Origin of the sequence: Aquitalea aquatica (assembly GCF_013911085.1) — a bacterium.
Lineage (GTDB): Bacteria > Pseudomonadota > Gammaproteobacteria > Burkholderiales > Chromobacteriaceae > Aquitalea > Aquitalea aquatica.
In genome coordinates this window covers 22,535-40,297 of sequence record NZ_JACERN010000032.1, presented here as the reverse complement: position 1 = coordinate 40,297, position 17,763 = coordinate 22,535, and the positions used below count along the sequence as shown (strand labels likewise).

15 protein-coding genes are annotated in these 17,763 nt (G+C 62.0%); 8 read left to right on the top strand and 7 right to left on the bottom strand.

From position 1 onward, the window contains the following. Nucleotides 1–135: 135 nt before the first annotated feature. From H2Z84_RS12400 to H2Z84_RS12370, 7 genes are all read left to right on the top strand, one after another. On the top strand, nucleotides 136–1,845 hold the full coding sequence (locus H2Z84_RS12400) for a PTS fructose transporter subunit IIC (protein ID WP_181836253.1): 1,710 nt from the start codon (nucleotides 136–138) through the stop codon (nucleotides 1,843–1,845). A 241-nt stretch (nucleotides 1,846–2,086) separates the two neighbouring features. Further along, nucleotides 2,087–3,460, top strand: coding sequence for an MFS transporter (locus tag H2Z84_RS12395; protein WP_181836252.1), 1,374 nt, complete (start codon nucleotides 2,087–2,089; stop codon nucleotides 3,458–3,460). Nucleotide 3,461: 1 nt separating this feature from the next. Continuing rightward, nucleotides 3,462–5,828 (top strand): beta-glucosidase family protein, encoded by a 2,367-nt coding sequence (locus tag H2Z84_RS12390; RefSeq protein WP_181836251.1) that lies wholly within the window; start codon nucleotides 3,462–3,464, stop codon nucleotides 5,826–5,828. A gap of 400 nt (nucleotides 5,829–6,228) precedes the next feature. Continuing rightward, complete coding sequence (locus H2Z84_RS12385) at nucleotides 6,229–6,588, top strand: translation initiation factor Sui1 (protein ID WP_181836250.1); 360 nt, start codon at nucleotides 6,229–6,231, stop codon at nucleotides 6,586–6,588. Between the two features lie 181 nt (nucleotides 6,589–6,769). Beyond that, nucleotides 6,770–7,360, top strand: a complete 591-nt coding sequence (locus H2Z84_RS12380; RefSeq protein WP_181836249.1) for a helix-turn-helix domain-containing protein — start codon at nucleotides 6,770–6,772, stop codon at nucleotides 7,358–7,360. Between the two features lie 32 nt (nucleotides 7,361–7,392). Further along, nucleotides 7,393–8,700, top strand: coding sequence for an NAD(P)/FAD-dependent oxidoreductase (locus H2Z84_RS12375; RefSeq protein ID WP_181836248.1), 1,308 nt, complete (start codon nucleotides 7,393–7,395; stop codon nucleotides 8,698–8,700). A gap of 134 nt (nucleotides 8,701–8,834) precedes the next feature. After that, nucleotides 8,835–9,992: a type III PLP-dependent enzyme gene (locus H2Z84_RS12370; protein WP_181836247.1), complete on the top strand. Its 1,158-nt coding sequence runs from the start codon at nucleotides 8,835–8,837 to the stop codon at nucleotides 9,990–9,992. A 3-nt stretch (nucleotides 9,993–9,995) separates the two neighbouring features. Here the strand turns inward: H2Z84_RS12370 and H2Z84_RS12365 are convergent, their stop codons facing one another. Genes H2Z84_RS12365 through H2Z84_RS12355 form a run of 3 tightly spaced genes read right to left on the bottom strand, consistent with a single transcriptional unit; the run spans nucleotide 9,996 to nucleotide 12,697 of the window. Then, nucleotides 9,996–11,030, bottom strand: a complete 1,035-nt coding sequence (locus tag H2Z84_RS12365; RefSeq protein ID WP_181836246.1) for a DUF2157 domain-containing protein — start codon at nucleotides 11,028–11,030, stop codon at nucleotides 9,996–9,998. A 28-nt stretch (nucleotides 11,031–11,058) separates the two neighbouring features. After that, nucleotides 11,059–11,805, bottom strand: coding sequence for an SDR family oxidoreductase (locus tag H2Z84_RS12360; RefSeq protein ID WP_181836245.1), 747 nt, complete (start codon nucleotides 11,803–11,805; stop codon nucleotides 11,059–11,061). Nucleotide 11,806: 1 nt separating this feature from the next. Next, a complete protein-coding gene (locus H2Z84_RS12355) occupies nucleotides 11,807–12,697 on the bottom strand; it encodes a prephenate dehydrogenase (protein WP_309545476.1) in 891 nt (296 codons plus the stop codon). Between the two features lie 119 nt (nucleotides 12,698–12,816). On the opposite strand from H2Z84_RS12355, the gene H2Z84_RS12350 reads away from it, so the two are divergent. Beyond that, complete coding sequence (locus H2Z84_RS12350) at nucleotides 12,817–13,107, top strand: DUF4936 family protein (RefSeq protein WP_181836243.1); 291 nt, start codon at nucleotides 12,817–12,819, stop codon at nucleotides 13,105–13,107. 25 nt (nucleotides 13,108–13,132) lie between these two features. Here the strand turns inward: H2Z84_RS12350 and H2Z84_RS12345 are convergent, their stop codons facing one another. The 4 genes from H2Z84_RS12345 to fabF all read right to left on the bottom strand — a co-directional run bounded on the left by H2Z84_RS12345 (nucleotide 13,133) and on the right by fabF (nucleotide 17,731). Next, a complete protein-coding gene (locus tag H2Z84_RS12345; RefSeq protein WP_181836242.1) occupies nucleotides 13,133–14,011 on the bottom strand; it encodes an EAL domain-containing protein in 879 nt (292 codons plus the stop codon). Between the two features lie 242 nt (nucleotides 14,012–14,253). Then, the gene (gene pabC / locus H2Z84_RS12340) at nucleotides 14,254–15,069 is read right to left on the bottom strand and encodes an aminodeoxychorismate lyase (RefSeq protein WP_181836241.1); all 816 of its coding nucleotides are present in this window, start codon (nucleotides 15,067–15,069) and stop codon (nucleotides 14,254–14,256) included. Then, nucleotides 15,069–16,361 carry an aminodeoxychorismate synthase component I gene (locus H2Z84_RS12335; RefSeq protein WP_181836240.1) on the bottom strand — a complete coding sequence of 431 codons (1,293 nt, stop codon included), beginning with the start codon at nucleotides 16,359–16,361 and terminating at the stop codon, nucleotides 15,069–15,071. The genes pabC and H2Z84_RS12335 overlap by 1 nt, the downstream gene beginning before the upstream one ends. A gap of 128 nt (nucleotides 16,362–16,489) precedes the next feature. Next, nucleotides 16,490–17,731, bottom strand: coding sequence for a beta-ketoacyl-ACP synthase II (fabF, locus tag H2Z84_RS12330; RefSeq protein ID WP_181836239.1), 1,242 nt, complete (start codon nucleotides 17,729–17,731; stop codon nucleotides 16,490–16,492). Between the last annotated feature and the right edge of the window lie 32 nt (nucleotides 17,732–17,763).

The following is a 17,763-nucleotide window of genomic DNA, read 5'->3' as shown; positions in this document are numbered from 1 at the left end:
CGCAACGCCGCATCAGGTTTTTTGTTAGCTGCTCTAAACCATCATGCTGCGGGCAGGCAAGACTCACCACCCCCGCCACGCGGCAGATCATCAGCAAAGCAACAACAACAGGCAGACAAAACTAGGAGAAAGACAATGGCAAACCTGCTGGCAGTAATTGCAGCCCCAGACCGCAGCACCCAGGCCATGTTGGCTGGTGAAGCCTTGCGTCAGGCGGCAAGCAAGCTGAAACACAAGATCGATGTGGAAATTCATACCGCACAGGGCGTGCAACAGCCGCTGAGCGCCAGCGCCATCGCCAGTGCCGATGCGGTGCTGCTGCTGGGTGAAGCCGCCGCGCAAGACGTGCGTTTTGCCAACAGCCACACCCTGCTCAGCTCACTGGAAGCCGTACTAGCCGATGCCGAAGGCCAGCTCAAGGCCAGCCTGAACGCCCAGACCGCCAGCAGCGCGCTGCGCATTGTCGGCATTACCTCCTGCCCCACCGGCATTGCCCACACCTTCATGGCCGCTGAAGGCCTGAGCCAGGCAGCACAAAAGCTGGGCCACAGCATCCGCGTGGAAACCCAGGGTTCGGTCGGCGCACAGGACACCCTGACTGCCGATGAAATCCGTCTGGCCGATGTGGTGATCATCGCGGCAGATACCCAGGTCGATCTGGCGCGCTTTGTTGGCAAACGCTTGTACTCCAGCGGCACCAAGCCGGCCATCAACGATGGCGAAAACCTGGTGCGTCGCGCCATTGCCGAAGCCCAGCCGCACGCGGCCAGCCAGGCCGCCGGCAGCACCGCGGCGGCCACGGCAGCAACAGCCAGCCAAAGCGAACAGCGCAGCGGCCCCTACAAGCATCTGATGACTGGCGTGTCCTTCATGCTGCCCTTCGTCACTGCTGGCGGCATCATGATTGCGCTGGCTTTTGCGCTGGGCGGCATTTACGCCTTTGACGACGCGCACAAGGGCACGCTGGCCTGGGCCTTGTTCCAGATTGGTGCCAAGTCGGCGTTTGCGCTGATGGTGCCGATTCTGGCTGGTTATATCTCCTACTCCATCGCCAACCGTCCGGGCATTGCCCCCGGCATGGTGGGCGGCATGTTGGCCGCCAGCCTGGGCTCCGGCTTTCTCGGTGGTATTGCCGCCGGTTTCATCGCCGGTTACGGCACTGACTGGCTGAACAAGAAAATCCAGCTGGGACGTAATCTGGACGGCCTGAAGCCGGTACTGATCCTGCCGGTGCTGGGCTCCCTGCTGGTGGGCCTGCTGATGATCTACGTCATCGGTACGCCGGTAGCCGCCCTGCTGGCGATGCTGACCGAAGCACTCAAGAGCATGCAGGGCAGCAGCGCCCTGCTGCTGGGTGCCATTCTGGGCGCGATGATGGCCTTTGACATGGGCGGCCCGGTGAACAAGGCAGCCTACGCCTTTGCCACCGGCCTGATCGCCAGCCAGGTCTACACCCCGATGGCCGCCGTGATGGCAGCCGGCATGACCCCGCCGCTGGGTATTGCCCTGGCCACCAAGCTGTTTGCCGACCGCTTTACCGCCGACGAGCGCGAAGCCGGCAAGGCCGCTGGCGTGCTGGGCATTTCCTTCATCAGCGAAGGGGCGATTCCCTTTGCCGCCCGCGATCCGCTGCGGGTGATTCCATCGCTGATGGTGGGTTCGGCCGTGACCGGTGCCATCTCCATGGCCATGGGCGTGGAACTGAAAGTACCGCACGGTGGCGTGTTCGTGCTGCCCATCCCCAATGCCGTCACCAATCTGGGTTCCTATCTGGTCGCCCTGGTGGTGGGCACGGTGCTGACCGCCGTGATGCTGCGCGTGCTGAAAAAACCCGTGACCCAGTAAAGCCGTCACACCGGCAGACCACAGCAGATGGTGGCCGGTTACCAATTTCCCTCTCTCGGGCCAACTCCTTTGTGGGTTGGCATTTTTTTTGCCCCGTACATGGAAATGGCATCTTAAAAAAACGGAAATTTCCAGAACGGAATGGCCAGAGCACAGCATGGCAGCGCTGCTATGGTAGAGCCCATTCCCGCCGTGGCAGGCAAGCTTGCGCCAAGCCCGGCTTACTCTGGAGAACCATCACATGTCTGCCCCTGCCCTGTCCGCCGCCGATGTCAAACTGGGCCTGCGTGAAAAAGTAGCTTATGGACTGGGCGACATGGCGTCCAATCTGTCGTTTGGTGCCGTGTCGCTATTCCTGCTGTTTTTCTATACCAATATCTTTGGCCTGAGCGCAGGTGAAGCCAGCCTGATCTTCCTGATCGCCCGCATCATCGACGCGCTGTTCAACATCCTGCTGGGCTACGCCATCGACAAGACCCACAGCCGCCACGGCAAGCTGCGGCCCTATCTCTTGTATGGCGCACTGCCGCTGGGTGTACTGACCGTACTGTGCTTCAGCACCCCGGACACCAGCTACAAGTTTACCTACGCCCTGGTGAGCTACACCGTGTACTGCCTGGCCTACACCACGGTGAATACCCCCTATTCGGCCATGAACAATATGCTGACCCAGCACGCCATGTCGCGCTCCTCGCTGTCGGTCTATCGCATGGTGTTTGCCACCCTGGGCTACTTTGTGGTGTCGGTGTATGCCGACCAGCTGATTCGCCGCTTTGCCGATCCGCGCACCGGCTACCAGCTCACCATCGCCCTGTTCGCCGTGCTGGCCACCCTACTGTTCTATGCCTGCTTTGCCATGACCAAGGAGCGCATCCACCAGCACAAGGACGAAGCGCCCAGCCTGCGCCAGATGGTGCAGGCCATCACCGGCAACCTGCCCTTGTTCCACCTGTCCATGTTCACCGTGTTTACCTATATCGCCTACAGCGTGTGGATGGCCGCCGCCATTTACTACATCAACTATGTCCTGCGCGATGAAGCCTATACCGCCAGCTTTTTCGCCATCCAGACCGTGGCCAATGTGGCTGGCACCATTGCCTCGGAACAGCTGATTTCCCGTTTCGGCAAGAAAAAACTGACCCTGCTCACCCTCGGTGCCGGTGCCTTGGCACTGGCCTACCAGTACTGGCTGGCGGGTGACAGCCGGCTGGCCATCATGGCCTGCGTCTGCATATACAGCGCCGCCATGGGCAGTATCTTTGTCTGCATGTACGCCATGGTGGCCGACACCGTGGAATACGCCGAATGGAAGCACCATGTACGCACCGAAGGTGCCATCTACGGCTATTTCAACTTCATCACCAAGGTAGCCATGGCCATTGCCGGCGGGCTGGCCGGACTGATCCTGCAGTATGCCGGCTACGACGCGGCCCATATCACGCCGCGGGCACAAGACTGGATCGCCCTGATGATGACGCTGATTCCCGCCGCTATGTTCGTACTCGCACTGCTATTCGTGCTGCGCTACCAGCTGGATGAAGACAGCTATCTGCGCATGGTGGGCCAGATCGAAGCACGCAAGCAGCTCGCCGCTGCTCAGCCACAGGAGTCCTGAAATGACCATCTCCCATGTAGAACTGATCGCCCGCATGAGCCCGCAAGACAAGGTAACCCTGCTGAGCGGGCATGGCCTGTGGCGTAGTGCCAGCCTGCCGCAGCTGGGCATCAGCGACTTTGTCATGACCGACGGCACCTATGGCGTGCGCTACAGCACTGCCCAGATCGACCAGCAGGAAAGCTGGAACATCAGCGACTTCCTGTCGGTGATTCAGCAGGACGCAGGCCAACAGGCAGACGATGGCAAGGGCGGCTCGGAAGCGCTGTTTGGCCACTCGCGCCCGGCCACCTGCTTCCCCAACGGCTCCAGCCTGGCCTGCAGCTGGGATGTGGCGCTGGTGGAACAAATGGGCCGTGCGCTGGCCATCGAATGCCAGTCCATGGGCGTGGGCCTGCTCTTGGGGCCGGGCATCAATATCCGCCGCACGCCGCTGGCCGGGCGTGGCTATGAATATTACTCGGAAGATCCGCTGCTTAGCGGCGATCTGGCTGCCGCACTGATCAACGGCCTGCAACAAGAAGGCGTGGGAGCCAGCCTCAAGCACTTTGCCTGCAACAACTCGGAATACATGCGCACCGAGATGGATTCCATCGTCGAGGAACGGGCGCTGCGCGAAATCTATCTGTACGGTTTCCAGCGCGCCATTGCCAAGGCCAAGCCGTGGACGGTGATGTCCTCTTACAACCGGCTGAACGGCGAGCAGACCTCGCAACACCACTGGCTGCTGACCCAGGTATTACGTGAAGAGTGGGGCTATCAGGGGCTGGTGATGTCCGACTGGTACGGCATCAAGGACCGCTCGGCCTCCTTGCTGGCCGGCAATGAACTGGCCATGCCGGAAAACCCGCTGGACAATGCCGAACTGCTGGCCGCCATCGAAGAGGGTCGCATTCCGGATGAGGTGCTGGACAGCGCCTGCCTGCACATGCTGCAGCTGATAGCCAAGGTGCATGCTGGCCGCCGCCCTGGCACCGAGGCTGATTTTGCTGCCCATCACCGCCTGGCACGGCAGGTTGCCGCCGAATCACTGGTATTGCTGAAGAACGAACACGAGCTGTTGCCGCTGGATGGCCAACAGTTGCAGCGGCTGGCTGTCATCGGCAAACCGGCCCTGCAGCCGGTGATACAGGGCTCGGGCTGCGCCACCACCCAGCCCTGGCAGCTGGACTGCCCGCTTGATGAAATCCGGGAACAGGCAGGCCAGTCAGTACGCGTCGATTACGCCGTCGGTGCGCCCGATGATGAACACGACAACGAAGCCGCACTGCAGGAGGCCTGTACCATCGCCGCAGCCGCCGAGCTAGCAGTGGTGTTTGTCAGCACGGCTATCGGGGTAGATGGTGAAAATGGCGACCGCCAGCAACTGGGCTTGCTGCCCAGTCACGAACGCCTGATCAGCCGGCTGGCCGCCGTGCAGCCCAAACTGGTGGTGGTGCTGTGCAATGGCGATGCGGTACTGATGCCCTGGCTGCAACAGGTACCGGCGGTACTGGAATGCTTCTTTGCCGGCCAAGGCATGGGCCATGCCGTCGCCGCCACACTGTTCGGTCACAACAACCCCAGCGGCAAGCTCACCACCACCCTGCCCAACAGCCTGGAAGAAACCCCGGCCTATCTGCATTACCCTGGTGAAAACGGCCGTCACCATTACGGTGAGGGCCTGTATGTCGGTTATCGCTATTACGACCAGCGCCAGATAACACCGCTCTTTCCCTTTGGCCATGGCCTGAGCTACAGCCGCTTCGACTACCGCGACCTGCAGCTCTCCAGCCAGCAAATCGACGAACACGACACGCTGAGTCTTGGCGTGGATATCCATAACGTTGGCAAGCGTGCCGGCAAGGAAATCGTGCAGCTGTACATCGCCCCGCCGCCCTCGGCACTGGGCCGCCCACTGCAGGCTTTGCGGGCGTTTGCCAAGGTGGATATTCCTGCGGGTGAAAGCCGCCACGTCCGGTTCACCCTGCAGCGTGAGGATTTTGCCTATTACGACCCGGCCCACGCCACCTGGGTGGTGGACAGCGGCCAGTATGAAATCCGCATCGGTGCATCCAGCCGCGACATCCGCTTGCACACCACGCTAGCGGTTTCGGCGCAGCCTCCCTACCCCAGGCTCAAGGCCGACTCCTCGCTGGTGCAGCTGACCCGCCACCCTCCCATGCTGCAGGCGGTGGCCGAACTGGTAGCAAGCAAATGCCCGCTCAGCGTGGCCGAAGCCCGCGCCAAACTGGTGAGCATGGCCCCCGACATGTTCGGTGGCCTGTTCATCACCCTCACCGCCATGCTGGAGCTGGAGATCAGCCGCGACGAGCTGCAGCAGATCCTGCAGCGCTTCAATGGCATGCGGCCGGAGAACGCCCGCTAGGCATCGCTATTTTTTCATCGAGATGTCAAGCCGCTGTCACATAACAAGGCGACAATCTGTCCCGAGCCAGCGGCTTGCGCTGGATTGTCTCTTGTTCCGTTGTTTCTTCTCGGCTTTACTCTCGGGCCAACCCCTCTCCGGGTTGGCATTTTTTTTGGCCTTGCCACCCCGCCAGCCTGATTAGACCCGCTAGCAAAACCCCCGCTGCTGCGTTGCGCCGCCTTGCCCTACTATTTGTACTGTCTGCGGTGGCGCGCCTTGGCCCGAGTTCTCTACGAGGTTTTATTCGCAGCTCTTGATGCCCATGCCAGCCGCGCTCCCCACCACGGGGCCAGGCAGATATCGTCTAGCCCGCCATTTGGCGCTAGACTGCCGGCTGCCCTGTTTACCGACACCCATCATGAAATCGAAATCCTCCTCCGGCGGCCTGGTTTACTCCACCGAGCACGGCCGCATGTGCCCCGACTGCCGCCAGCCTGTTGAAGCCTGTCGCTGCCAGCAAGACACCCTGCCCAGCGGCGATGGCATCGTGCGCGTCAACCGCGAGAACAAGGGCCGTGGCGGCAAGACCGTCACCCTGGTCAAGGGCGTGCTGCGCGACAGTGCCGGCCTGACAGCACTGGGCAAGCAGCTGAAAAACGCCTGCGGCAGCGGCGGCACCGTCAAGGATGGCATCATCGAAATCCAGGGCGACCATGTCGCTACCGTGATTGCCACCCTGCAAAAGCTGGGCTTCCAGGTAAAACGCGCGGGCGGCTGAGGCGGCCTGATGTAGCACTCCCGCAGGACGGTTACGCCCCATTCCTGCCTGGCGTGTCATGCCGGGCACTGCGCCTGCATTCATGCGCACAATTGAAAAAATACAACACAAATTTTCCAATGGTGAAAATTTAGTATTATTTTTTCACGGCAAAATCGTTTCTCCCCGTATGCTGGCTGGCATGACATCCGCCCATACCGACCCGCTCTCGCCCAGCAGCCAGCCCGATCCCGCCTGGCTGGGCGAGCAAATCCGCCAGCTGCGCAAGTTGCGCCAACTGTCGCTGCAACAGCTAAGCAGCGCCACCGGCCGTTCCATCGGCTTTCTGTCACAGCTGGAACGCGGCAAAAGCCAGCCCAGCGTGTCCGACCTGAACAAGCTGGCCAGCGCGCTGGCCGTCCCCTACAGCGTATTTTTCAGCCAGGCACCGCAGCACGAGCGCGGGCTGGTGGTACGCCAGGCGCATCGTCCGGTACTGCACTACGCCGAAGGGGTCAGCGATGCCCTGCTGTCGCCCGGCTTTGGTGGCGAGCTGCAACTGATGCTGAGCCGGTTTGCGCCCGGTGCCAGCTCTGGCGTGCAGACCTTGACTCATGGTGGCGATCAGGGCGGCATGGTGCTGTGTGGTGAGCTGGAATTATGGGTGGACGAACACTGCCATCAGCTGCAAGCCGGCGACAGTTTCAGCTTCCACAGCAGCCGCCCACACCGTTACCGCAACCCCGGCACCGTCGAAACCCAGGTGATGTGGGCTTATACCGTCAGCAACTAAGCCCCGGACCGCACTGCCACAGAGGAGATGCCATGTTTGAATCCAGCGCGCATTACCCGCCTACCTGGTATGCCGCCACCAGCCAGGCCGAACAAATCGAACGCCCGCCCCTGCAGCAGGATCTGGACGTGGACGTACTGGTGGTGGGTGCCGGCTATACCGGCCTCTATACCGCACACAATCTGGCCGATGCCGGTGTCAACGTGGCGGTGATCGAGGCCAGCCGGGTTGGCTGGGCGGCAAGCGGACGCAATGGCGGCCAGCTTATCCTGGGCTTTTCCTGCGACATGCCGCCCATTGAAGCGGCCTTGGGGCTGGAGGCAGCACAGGAAATCTGGCAACTATTGCGCGGCGCAGTCGCCGACATCCGCCACAAGATTGCGCAGCATCACATCGACTGCGAACTGGCGACAGGCCATCTATGGACATCCGTCCTGTGGCAGCGCATCCGGCTGCTATCCGAGTGGCAGGAGCATGCGGCCCGCCATTACGACTACCAGGCACTGGAGTTCGTCCCGCGCAAGGACCTGCCACAGCATGTTGGCTCAGAGCGCTATGTGGCCGGGCTGATCGACCATGAAGGCGGCCACTTTCATCCGCTCAAATACATTCTGGGGCTGGCCCGTGCCGCCGAAGAAAAAGGCGTGGCCATTTTCGAACAGACCCGCGCCCTGTCCTACACCAGCCAGGGCGATGGCTGCGTGGTGCAAACGGCACAGGGCCGGATACGTTGCCGCAAACTGGTACTGGCCACCAATGCCTATGTCGACCAGCTGGACCCGGCACTGGAGCGCAAGATCATGCCGGTAGGCACCTACATGATTGCCACCGAACCGCTGCCCGAAGAAGTGGCAAGCCAGCTGCTGCCCAGCAATATGGCGGTTTCCGACAACCAGTTCATCCTCGACTATTTCCGCCTGAGTGCCGACCGCAGCCTGCTGTTCGGTGGCAAATGCACTTATTCCGGCCGCACCCCGGCCAATCTCACCGTCAGCATGCGTGCCGACCTGCTACGGGTTTTTCCGCAACTGGCCCCCTATCGCATCACCCATACCTGGGGCGGGCATATCGACATTACCGTACCGCGCACTCCGGATTTCGGCTACCGCGACAATGTCTACTGGGCGCAAGGTTTTTCCGGCCACGGCGTGGTGCCCACCTGCGCGGCGGGCCGGGTACTGGCCAATGCCATTCTGGGGGATAGCCACCTGCTGCAGCAGTTCATGCGCCTGTCCAACCCCGACTTTCCCGGCGGCAAGCTGCTGCGCGTGCCGCTGCAGGCGGCCGGCATGTTCTATTACCGCCTGCGCGACTACGCCATCCCCGGCCTGAGCTACTGAAACCCTGCAGGCAAAGCCAGGGCAAGGCACATCGGAACCGACAGTACATGCGATAAGGCACCGAGGCTCCACGCTGGCTCAGGAGTTTTGCTCTCCACCCAAACCGGATTTCCCACCGTCAACAGGAGTTGCCCATGACCGCCCACCCCGGTTCACAAGCTGCCTACCAGTTGTTGAAGCACACCGCCCGCCAGACACTGGCCAGCACACCGTACACCGGCCCGCTATGGCTGCTGGACCCGGCACTGGTACGTCAACAATACCTGGCCTTGCAACAAGCCCTGCCACGCGCCCGCATCCACTATGCGGTCAAGGCCAATCCGCACCCGGCCATTCTGCACACCCTGCAGGCACTGGGCAGCGATTTCGAGATTGCCTCGGAGCAGGAGCTGGACAGCCTGTTGCAACTGGGCGTGGATGCCGCACGCATCCTGTATTCCAATCCGATCAAGGCAAGGCGTGCCATTCGCTACGCTTACCAGCATGGCGTGCGCTGGTTTGCCAGCGACAGTGTGGAAGAAACCCTGAAAATTGCCGCCGAAGCGCCGGATGCCACCCAGTACCTGCGCCTGGAAGTGGACAACAACAGCAGCGACTACCCGCTGGGCACCAAGTTTGGCCTGGCCATTGCCGAAGTGCCGGCGCTGCTGGCACAAGCGCGGCTACATGGTGTGGACATCGGCGGCGTGCACTTTCACGTGGGCAGCCAGTGTCGCGCCCCGGCAGCCTGGCTGCGCGCCATCGACACCGTCTGGCCGGTGATGACCCAGCTGGGCGAACAAGGCTTCCGTCCCCGCCTGTTGAATCTGGGCGGCGGCTTTCCCATCACTTATGACAAGCAAGCGCCGGACATCGCCAGTATTGGCACGGCACTCATGCCACGGCTGGCGCAGCTTCCTGACGACTGTGAAGTCGTGGTGGAACCTGGCCGCTACATGAGTGGCCCGGCAGGCCTGTTCATCTGCGAAGTGATCAATGTGCAGCACAAGCATGGCAAGCGCTGGGTATATGCCGATGCCGGCATGTTCAGCGGACTGTACGAGCTGATGGATGGCTTTCACTACCCGCTGGAGCTGAATGGCACCACAGCCGGCGCCGGCACCCAGGCCATCCTGGCCGGCCCCACCTGTGACAGCTGCGATGTGCTGACAGAAGCCATGCCGCTACCGGATGCGCTGCAGGAAGGGGATTTGCTGTGGTTCTATCACAGCGGGGTCTACACCCAGAATCTGGTGACTGCCTTCAACGGCATGCCGGCTCCGCGTGTGGTGGTGTGCCCAGAACAAGGATGATGGCTAGTCGGCCAGATCAGTCAGTAACTGACGCAAGGGTGGTGGCAGCAAGGCATGCAGACGCTGGCGCAAAGCTGCTTCGCGGCGCTGCCACCATACCCCGCAAGCGACCACGGCCAGGCCCAGTAAACTGAGCGCCAGTGGAAACAACAGGCTGTCGCGGAACACGCTATAGGCCAGATGCCCCAAATACATGGCAACACCCAGCCCGCCCAGCACGGCCAGCACCCGCCGCGCCAGAGCCGTGCCGCAGGCAATCAGCAGCAGGTTGACGCAAAGATAGCCAAACTTGCCCAGCTCGCTGTCACTGTCTAGCAAGGACAGGCCACCCCAGAAGGCAAGGCCGCCAAACAGATACAGCCAGAAAGCAAAATCGGGTTGACGGCCACTGCGCACATCTACCCAGAAGGCCAGCCCAAGCATCAGCAAACCAAAATAGATCGACACCAGTCGCGACAAGGTCCAGTCGGCATGCTCCAGCCCGGCCAGATACGGGGCCAGATCCATGCTCATATACCATAGCGTCACCGCGACCGGCAGCATGATAAAAGGCAACCGATAACGCCACAGCAACACCACACCACAGGCCAGCGTGGCTGGCTCCATCATCATCCAGCGCCAGTCAATCAACTGATGGTAATCGCGATACGGGACATCCCCCGCCCACCAGCCCAGCGCATGCTGTACACCGTACACGGCCAACGGCGTCAAGCTTACCGCCAGTGCCAGCAGAATACCGGCAGGCAATGCCAGCTGCCGCCCTAACAGCAGGCGTCCAAGCCACAAGCTGCCGCTGCCATAGGCCAGGGCGATACCGGCCAGGCCCCAGCCGCCAAAGCGCTCCCAGCCCAGGGTAATGAACAGACTCATGGCGGCCAGGGCAATCAGGCCCCCCAGGTAATACAACACATGGCTAGCCTGAAAGCGCGGAACATGCTGATTCTGCGCCGATAAAAAGCGCCACAATGGCTCTAGCTGCTGCGGCTCCAGCAAACCCTGCTCCACGGCCTGCTGCAGTTGGCTGCGTTTGACTTGCATGGCGACCTCCTTAGCTTTAGCTACTGGCTCAACGTCCGCCGGACACATCCAGAATGCTGCCGGTGCAGAAGCTGGCGGCATCGGACAGCAGCCAGACAATGGCCGCGGCCACTTCCTGCGGCTGGCCACCACGCTGCATGGGCACAGCCGGTGCCAGCCGCTCCACCCGGCCCGGCTCGCCGCTGAGGGCGTGGATGCCGGTTTCGATCAGGCCGGGGCGCACGGCATTGACGCGGATGCCCTCGCTGGCCACTTCGCGTGCCAGGCCCAGCGTGAGCGTGTCGATGGCCCCCTTGCTGGCAGCGTAATCGACATATTCGCCGGCACTCCCCAAACGGGAGGCGGCGGAAGAAACATTGACAATGATGCCGCCACGCCCGCCATGACGGGTGGACATGCGGCGCACCGCCTCGCGGCAGCACAGCATCGGCCCCGCCACGTTCAGCTGCAGCATATGCTGGATGCGTTCGGCACTGAAGCTGTCCAGCCGCCCCATGGGCGCGGTGGCTCCGGCATTGTTGACCAGGCCATCGATGCGGCCAAAGCGGGTAGCAACGGCGGCAAACAGCTGGATGATCTGCGCCTCGTCCGACACATCGGCCTGAAACGCCTGCGCTTCGCCGCCCTGGGCGCGGATGGCCGCCACCACTTGCTGCGCGGCCGCCTCATCCTGCCGGTAATTCACCGCCACCTGCCAGCCGGCACTGGCCGCTAGCACGGCGGTAGCCGCACCAATACCACGGGAAGCACCGGTAATCAGCAGGGTCTGGCTCATGTCAGGTTTGTCCTTCGCGCAGAAAGCGCTGGTACCAGCCCACGCGGGCGGTGCGGGCGGTGTCGAATGTGCTGGCGAGACCAGCCTCGTCGCTGCCGGCGACCTGCGCGGTCAGGGCCGCCAGCGCCAGGCGGTAGCGTTCCAGCTCGTCCAGCAAGGCCGAGCGGTTGGCCAGGGTAATGTCTTTCCACATTTCCGGGTGACTACCGGCAATACGGGTGAAATCACGGAAACCGGTGGCGGCGAAATCGAAGCAGCGTTCGGCATCCGGCTTGCCGGCCACCATGCCGACATAGGCAAAGGCCAGCAGGTGCGGCAGATGGCTGACCGTGGCAAATACGCTGTCGTGTTCGGTCGGACTCATGCGATGGATCACCGCACCACAGGCCTGCCACAACGCGGCCACCGTATCGCAAGCGCCGATGCTGGTTTCCGGCAAGGGGGTGAGCACCACCTTGCGTTTTTCATACAGGCCGTACTGGGCAGCAGCCGCGCCGGAAAGCTCGGAGCCGGCAATGGGATGGGCCGGCACGCAGCCGGCCAGATGCGCCGGCAAATGGGTGCGGAACAGCTCGGCCACATCGCCCTTGGTACTGCCGGCATCACTGACGATGGCATGCGGCTGCAAATGCGGAGCCATGGCCTGCATCATGCGGCCCATCTGCCCCACCGGGCAGGCCAGCAAGACCATGTCGGCACGGCTGGCCACTGCGGCCAGATCCTGGCTGATTTCATCCACCACGCCCAGCTCCAGCGCGCGGGTCAGGTTGTCCAGCGTCCGGCCTACGCCGATCACATGCTGCACCTTGCCCGCCCGTTTCAGCGACAGCGCAAATGATCCACCGATCAGCCCGACCCCGACCACCACCAAGGTGGTAATACCCTGCTGCACCTGACTCCCCTTTCCTGCCCTGTTACCATCTGGCCCTGCCTCATCTGCGGCGGGCGAAAGAGCTATGATAAGCGATTTTGCGCCCGCGCCAAGCCCGCAAACCATCAAAGGAGCCGGCCATGTCCTGCACCGTGTATGTCTATTTCAAGATTGAACCGGCCAGCGGTCGCCAGCTATTGCCGGCGCTGCGCCAGATGCAGGCCGCACTGGCAGTCGATGGCATCCGCGCCAGCTTGCTGCGCCGTGCCGATGAGCCGGCTGATGTGCCGCTACAGACCTGGATGGAGGTGTATCTGGGAGTGGAGGATGTGGCGCAGTTTCGCCAGAGGATGCAGCAGGCGCTGGACTGTTTTGTCGGTACGGAACAGATGCCGCCACGGCACCTGGAATACTTTCAGCCGCTGGAGTGATCAGGTAGCACAGACGGCAGCGCGGCTAGACCGGCAAATTGAGCTGTTCAGCAGGACGGGCCAGATGAAAACCCTGCACGAAGTCACAGCCGGCAGCGCGGGCGATATCCAGCTGCATGGCGCTTTCGATGCCCTCACCCACCACTTTCGCTCCGTGCAGATGCAGGATGTCCACCAGCCGGGCCAGCTTGTCGCGCACCCCCGGGCGCATCAGCGCGTGACGCATCAGTACCTTGTCCAGCTTGACGTAATCCGGCTCCAGCAGCCATACCCGCTCCAGATTGGATGCGCCCTGGCCAAAATCATCCAGTGCGATCTTGAAACCCAGGCTGCGGTAACGCTGTACCGCCTCGTACAAGCGCATGGGATCGCTCACCGCGTCTTCCACCACTTCCAGACAGATCTGGCTGGCCGGAATCTGCAAGTATTGCAGCACCTCGGCAAAAAACTGGCCATGGGTTTCGCTGACATTGACCAGATGCTGGGCATTCACATTCAGTGACAGCACCAGATCAGCCGGTGGGTGTTGCAGCAGGAAATTGAGCAGGTGCAGACAGCGCAACTGGCGGTCGAGAAAGACCGAACGGCGTGGCGACGTTTCCGCGGCAAACAGTACGGTAGGAATCAGCTGGCCGCCAAAGCTGTCGGTCACCCGCGCCAGTGCCTCTACCGACCACAAACGGGTTCCGCCATTGGCTTCCAGTGCATAAATCGGCTGATACACCGAGCGGAAACGCCATTCTTCGTGACGGCCACGTACCCGGCCAGCTTGCAGGCTGAGCGCCTGCTGTTCGAACTGGTGTGCGTTCAACAACTGATTGATATGCGCCAGATCACGCTCAATCGGTGCCAGTTGCGCAGGCTGGGCAAGGGCTTGCTGTTCCAGCAGGCTGGCTGCCACCATGCTGTTTCTCCTTGGACAGTCCGTGGACTGCCATTATTGCTGGAGGGGAAACGGCTCCCCCTCATCGTGGCTGCCACTATAGCGACGGCCATTTAGCGCCAGAAATAATTTAATAAGAAGACTTTATGCAAAAATGATCTAAACAGCACCAGCCGGCTGAACGCTGCCAACAATACCTCGCAGACCGTACAAGGTTTACGGCAAGCAGATAAAGCGCCGAGCGGAGATTCTGCTCGTGGGTGTCAAGCCTGCAGCACCAGCAAGGCTTGCAGTTGCTGGCAGCATGGATGCCCAGCCGGCAAAGCCTGCCCTGCAATCCTGGCCACCGGCCATAGGCCGATCAGGCTATTGGAAAGAAATACCTGCTCGGCTTGCCACAGCCGGGCCGGGGCGATATCCGCCTCGTCCAACTGATAGCCCAGCTGCGGCACATGGGCAAACAGCCAGTCGCGCAGCATGCCCTGTACGCCGTTCTGGTCCAGTCGGGGTGTGACGATGCGCTGCCCTTCCACCAGATAGACATTGCTCATGGTGGCTTCGATCAGCAAACCGCGCTGGTCCAGCATCAGCCCTTCATGGATGTCCGGGTCGCTCCATTCGGAACGGGCCAGCACGTTTTCCAGCCGGTTAAGGTGCTTGATACCGGCCAGCAAGGGCTGACAGGACAGGCGGGTGTCGCACCAGCGCACATTCACCCCGTCACGGGCACGCCCCTGCGGATAGCCGGCCCACGGCGTAACCGACACCAGGCGGGTAGGCTGGCTGTCTGCCGGCATGGCATAGCCACGCGCCCCCACACCCCGGGTGAGCAGGATCTTGGCCACGCCCTGCTCCACTCCAGCAGCCAGTTGGACGATTTCCGCCAGCAGCAAGGCTTCATCCAGCAGCGGCAGTTTCAGCCGGGCCGCGTCGGCCAGCAGCCGCTGATATTGCCAGGCCCACAGCCGGGGCTTGCCCTGACGGATTTCGATGGTGCGATAGATGCCGTCACCATAAGCCAGGCCACGATCCAGCGCGGAAATCTGCTCGCCAGGCTGGCCGTTGATCAGCATGGCCATCAGGCTTGCTCCACGCCCAGCGCACGCAGCAAGCCACGCGCCTTGTGGCGGGTTTCCTGCAGTTCACGTTGCGGGTCGGAGTCGGCCACGATGCCGCCACCGGCACGGAAGCGCAGCTGCTGCCCTTCCTGCATGAAGGTGCGGATCAGGATGTTCAGGTCCATGCTGCCATCGCGGTTGAGATAGCCCAGGCTGCCGGTATAGGCGCGGCGTGCGCTGTTTTCCAGCTCGCGGATGATCTGCATGGTGCGCACTTTGGGGCAGCCGGTGATGGTGCCGCCGGGAAACAGGGCGCGGATGGTGTCCAGTGGCGAAACATCGTCACGCAGACAGCCACGGATATTGGATTCGATGTGATGAACATAGGCATAGCTTTCCACCGCCATCAGCTCGTTCACTTCCACCGTGCCAGGCTGGCTGATACGCCCCAGATCGTTGCGCTCCAGATCGATCAGCATCACATGCTCGGCCCGTTCCTTGACGCTGGAAATCAGCCGCTGCTTGAGCGCGGCATCTTCGGCGGGGTCGGGCGAGCGTGGATGGGTGCCGGCGATCGGCCGGGTGTCGGCCCAGCCATCGCGTATCCGCAGCAGCCGCTCCGGCGAGGAGCTGACAATCTGCGCACTGCCAAAGTCGGCCAGCGCGGAAAACGGTGCCGGGTTGGCACGGCGCAGGGCGGCAAACAGGTCTGGAGCCTGCACTTCCGTCCCCAGCTCGGCGCGCCAGCCACGCGAGATGTTCACCTGGAACACATCGCCTTCGTAAATGTAGTTTTTCAGCCGCACTACCGCGTCGGTATACCAGTGCGGCGGATCTTCCTCCAGCGCCTGCAGGCTGACCGCTTGCGGTACAAAGGCAGGGATGCTGCGAACCAGCTCGCTCAGCCGCTGCCAGTCGTCGGCGCTTTCCGCCACGATCCACGCGCTTTGTTCACGACGGTTGATCAGAATGGCTGCCGGTACCCTGGCCATGGCAGCGAGCGGGAAACTGTCCGGCAGCGCCTCCGCTACCCGGCTTTCAAACTGCGACAGCAAGTCGTAGCCCAGATAGAGGAAATGCCCGCCAACAAAGGGCAGATGGTGCGGATTGTCCACCACTTGCGGCTGAAACTGACGCAGGGCCTCGACAAAAGCCTCGCCCTCTCCGGCGTGGTACAGCGTGGTGCTCTGGGCGGCAAACAGCATGTCCCAGCCCTGCTCGCCGGAGGACATCAAGAGGTAAGGGAAGTCAGCGCGACGCGCGGCATGCAGGGCCAGCAGGTCGGGCAGGAAGTCGAGTCGTTCGGTGAACATGCCAGATCCGGAAAGGCGGCACGAAGACGCCGCACAAATAAGAAAACCGCCGCGAGTGTATCGCAGCGGTTCGGGCTGTCAATCCATTTGCGCGCTGCACCGCAGTATGCGGCACGGCGCGCCAGGCATTACATGCGTTTGAATACCAGCGTGCCGTTGGTACCACCAAAGCCAAACGAGTTGGAAATGGCGATATCAATCTTCATGTCACGCGCGGTATTGGCCACGTAGTCCAGATCGCAACCGGATTCCACATCCTGCTCGTGCAGGTTGATGGTGGGTGGCGACACCTGGTTGTAAACAGCCAGGATGGAGTAAATGGCTTCCACTCCGCCAGCGCCGCCCAGCAAGTGGCCGGTCATCGACTTGGTCGAATTCACCACCAGCTTTTTGGCGTAATCACCAAAGGCAATCTTCAGCGCATTGGTTTCATTGGCATCCCCCAGCGGGGTGGAAGTACCGTGCGCATTCACATATTGCACCTGATCCGGATTGATCCGGGCGTCGCGCAGTGCATTTTGCACGCCGCGGGCCGGGCCTTCCGCACTCGGAGCGGTAATGTGGTGAGCATCGGAGCTCATGCCGAAGCCGATCAGCTCGGCATAAATACGGGCGCCGCGCTTGACCGCGTGCTCGTACTCTTCCAGCACCAGCACGCCAGCACCTTCGCCCATGACAAAGCCGTCACGGCCCTTGTCCCACGGACGGGACGCGGTTTCCGGATCGTCATTGCGCGTGGACAGCGCCTTCATGGCAGCAAAGCCGCCCATGCCCAGCTTGGAGATGGCACCTTCGGCACCACCGGCAACCATCACGTCGGCGTCGCCATACTGGATCATCCGCGCTGCATCACCGATGCAATGCGCACCGGTAGTGCAGGCAGACACGATGCCATACGACGGGCCTTGATAGCCCTTCAGGATGGATACGTGGCCGGCGATCAGGTTGATCAGCGAACCCGGAATGAAGAAGGGGCCGATCTTGCGGGCACCGCCCTGCTGTACCGCTACACCGGTGTCCTCGATCAGCGGCAAGCCGCCAATACCAGAACCGATGTTGACGCCAACGCGGGTCTTGTCCAGATCAGCAACATCGTCCAGGCCCGCATCAGCTACCGCTTGCAGCGCTGCTGCAATGCCGTAGTGGATGAACAGGTCGGAGCGACGGGCTTCCTTGGGCGAGATATACGCGCTGATATCGAAGTCTTTGACTTCGCCGGCGATCTGGCAGTTGAGCTCGCTGGCATCAAAACGGGTTACTTTGCCGATGCCGCTCTTGCCGGCCAACAGATTGGCCCAGCCGGTGGCGACATCATTGCCGACCGGGGAAATATGCCCCAGACCGGTTACTACAACTCTGCGTTTGGACACGAAGAATCTCCGTGAGAGGTGGGAGGCAGTCT

Bases quoted from the DNA above. Each gene is read 5' to 3' on its own strand.
- H2Z84_RS12400 (WP_181836253.1), top strand. From the start codon at position 136: ATGGCAAACCTGCTGGCAGTAATTGCAGCCCCAGACCGCAGCACCCAG.
- H2Z84_RS12395 (WP_181836252.1), top strand. From the start codon at position 2,087: ATGTCTGCCCCTGCCCTGTCCGCCGCCGATGTCAAACTGGGCCTGCGT.
- H2Z84_RS12390 (WP_181836251.1), top strand. From the start codon at position 3,462: ATGACCATCTCCCATGTAGAACTGATCGCCCGCATGAGCCCGCAAGAC.
- H2Z84_RS12385 (WP_181836250.1), top strand. From the start codon at position 6,229: ATGAAATCGAAATCCTCCTCCGGCGGCCTGGTTTACTCCACCGAGCAC.
- H2Z84_RS12380 (WP_181836249.1), top strand. From the start codon at position 6,770: ATGACATCCGCCCATACCGACCCGCTCTCGCCCAGCAGCCAGCCCGAT.
- H2Z84_RS12375 (WP_181836248.1), top strand. From the start codon at position 7,393: ATGTTTGAATCCAGCGCGCATTACCCGCCTACCTGGTATGCCGCCACC.
- H2Z84_RS12370 (WP_181836247.1), top strand. From the start codon at position 8,835: ATGACCGCCCACCCCGGTTCACAAGCTGCCTACCAGTTGTTGAAGCAC.
- H2Z84_RS12365 (WP_181836246.1), bottom strand. From the start codon at position 11,030: ATGCAAGTCAAACGCAGCCAACTGCAGCAGGCCGTGGAGCAGGGTTTG.
- H2Z84_RS12360 (WP_181836245.1), bottom strand. From the start codon at position 11,805: ATGAGCCAGACCCTGCTGATTACCGGTGCTTCCCGTGGTATTGGTGCG.
- H2Z84_RS12350 (WP_181836243.1), top strand. From the start codon at position 12,817: ATGTCCTGCACCGTGTATGTCTATTTCAAGATTGAACCGGCCAGCGGT.
- H2Z84_RS12345 (WP_181836242.1), bottom strand. From the start codon at position 14,011: ATGGTGGCAGCCAGCCTGCTGGAACAGCAAGCCCTTGCCCAGCCTGCG.
- pabC (WP_181836241.1), bottom strand. From the start codon at position 15,069: ATGGCCATGCTGATCAACGGCCAGCCTGGCGAGCAGATTTCCGCGCTG.
- H2Z84_RS12335 (WP_181836240.1), bottom strand. From the start codon at position 16,361: ATGTTCACCGAACGACTCGACTTCCTGCCCGACCTGCTGGCCCTGCAT.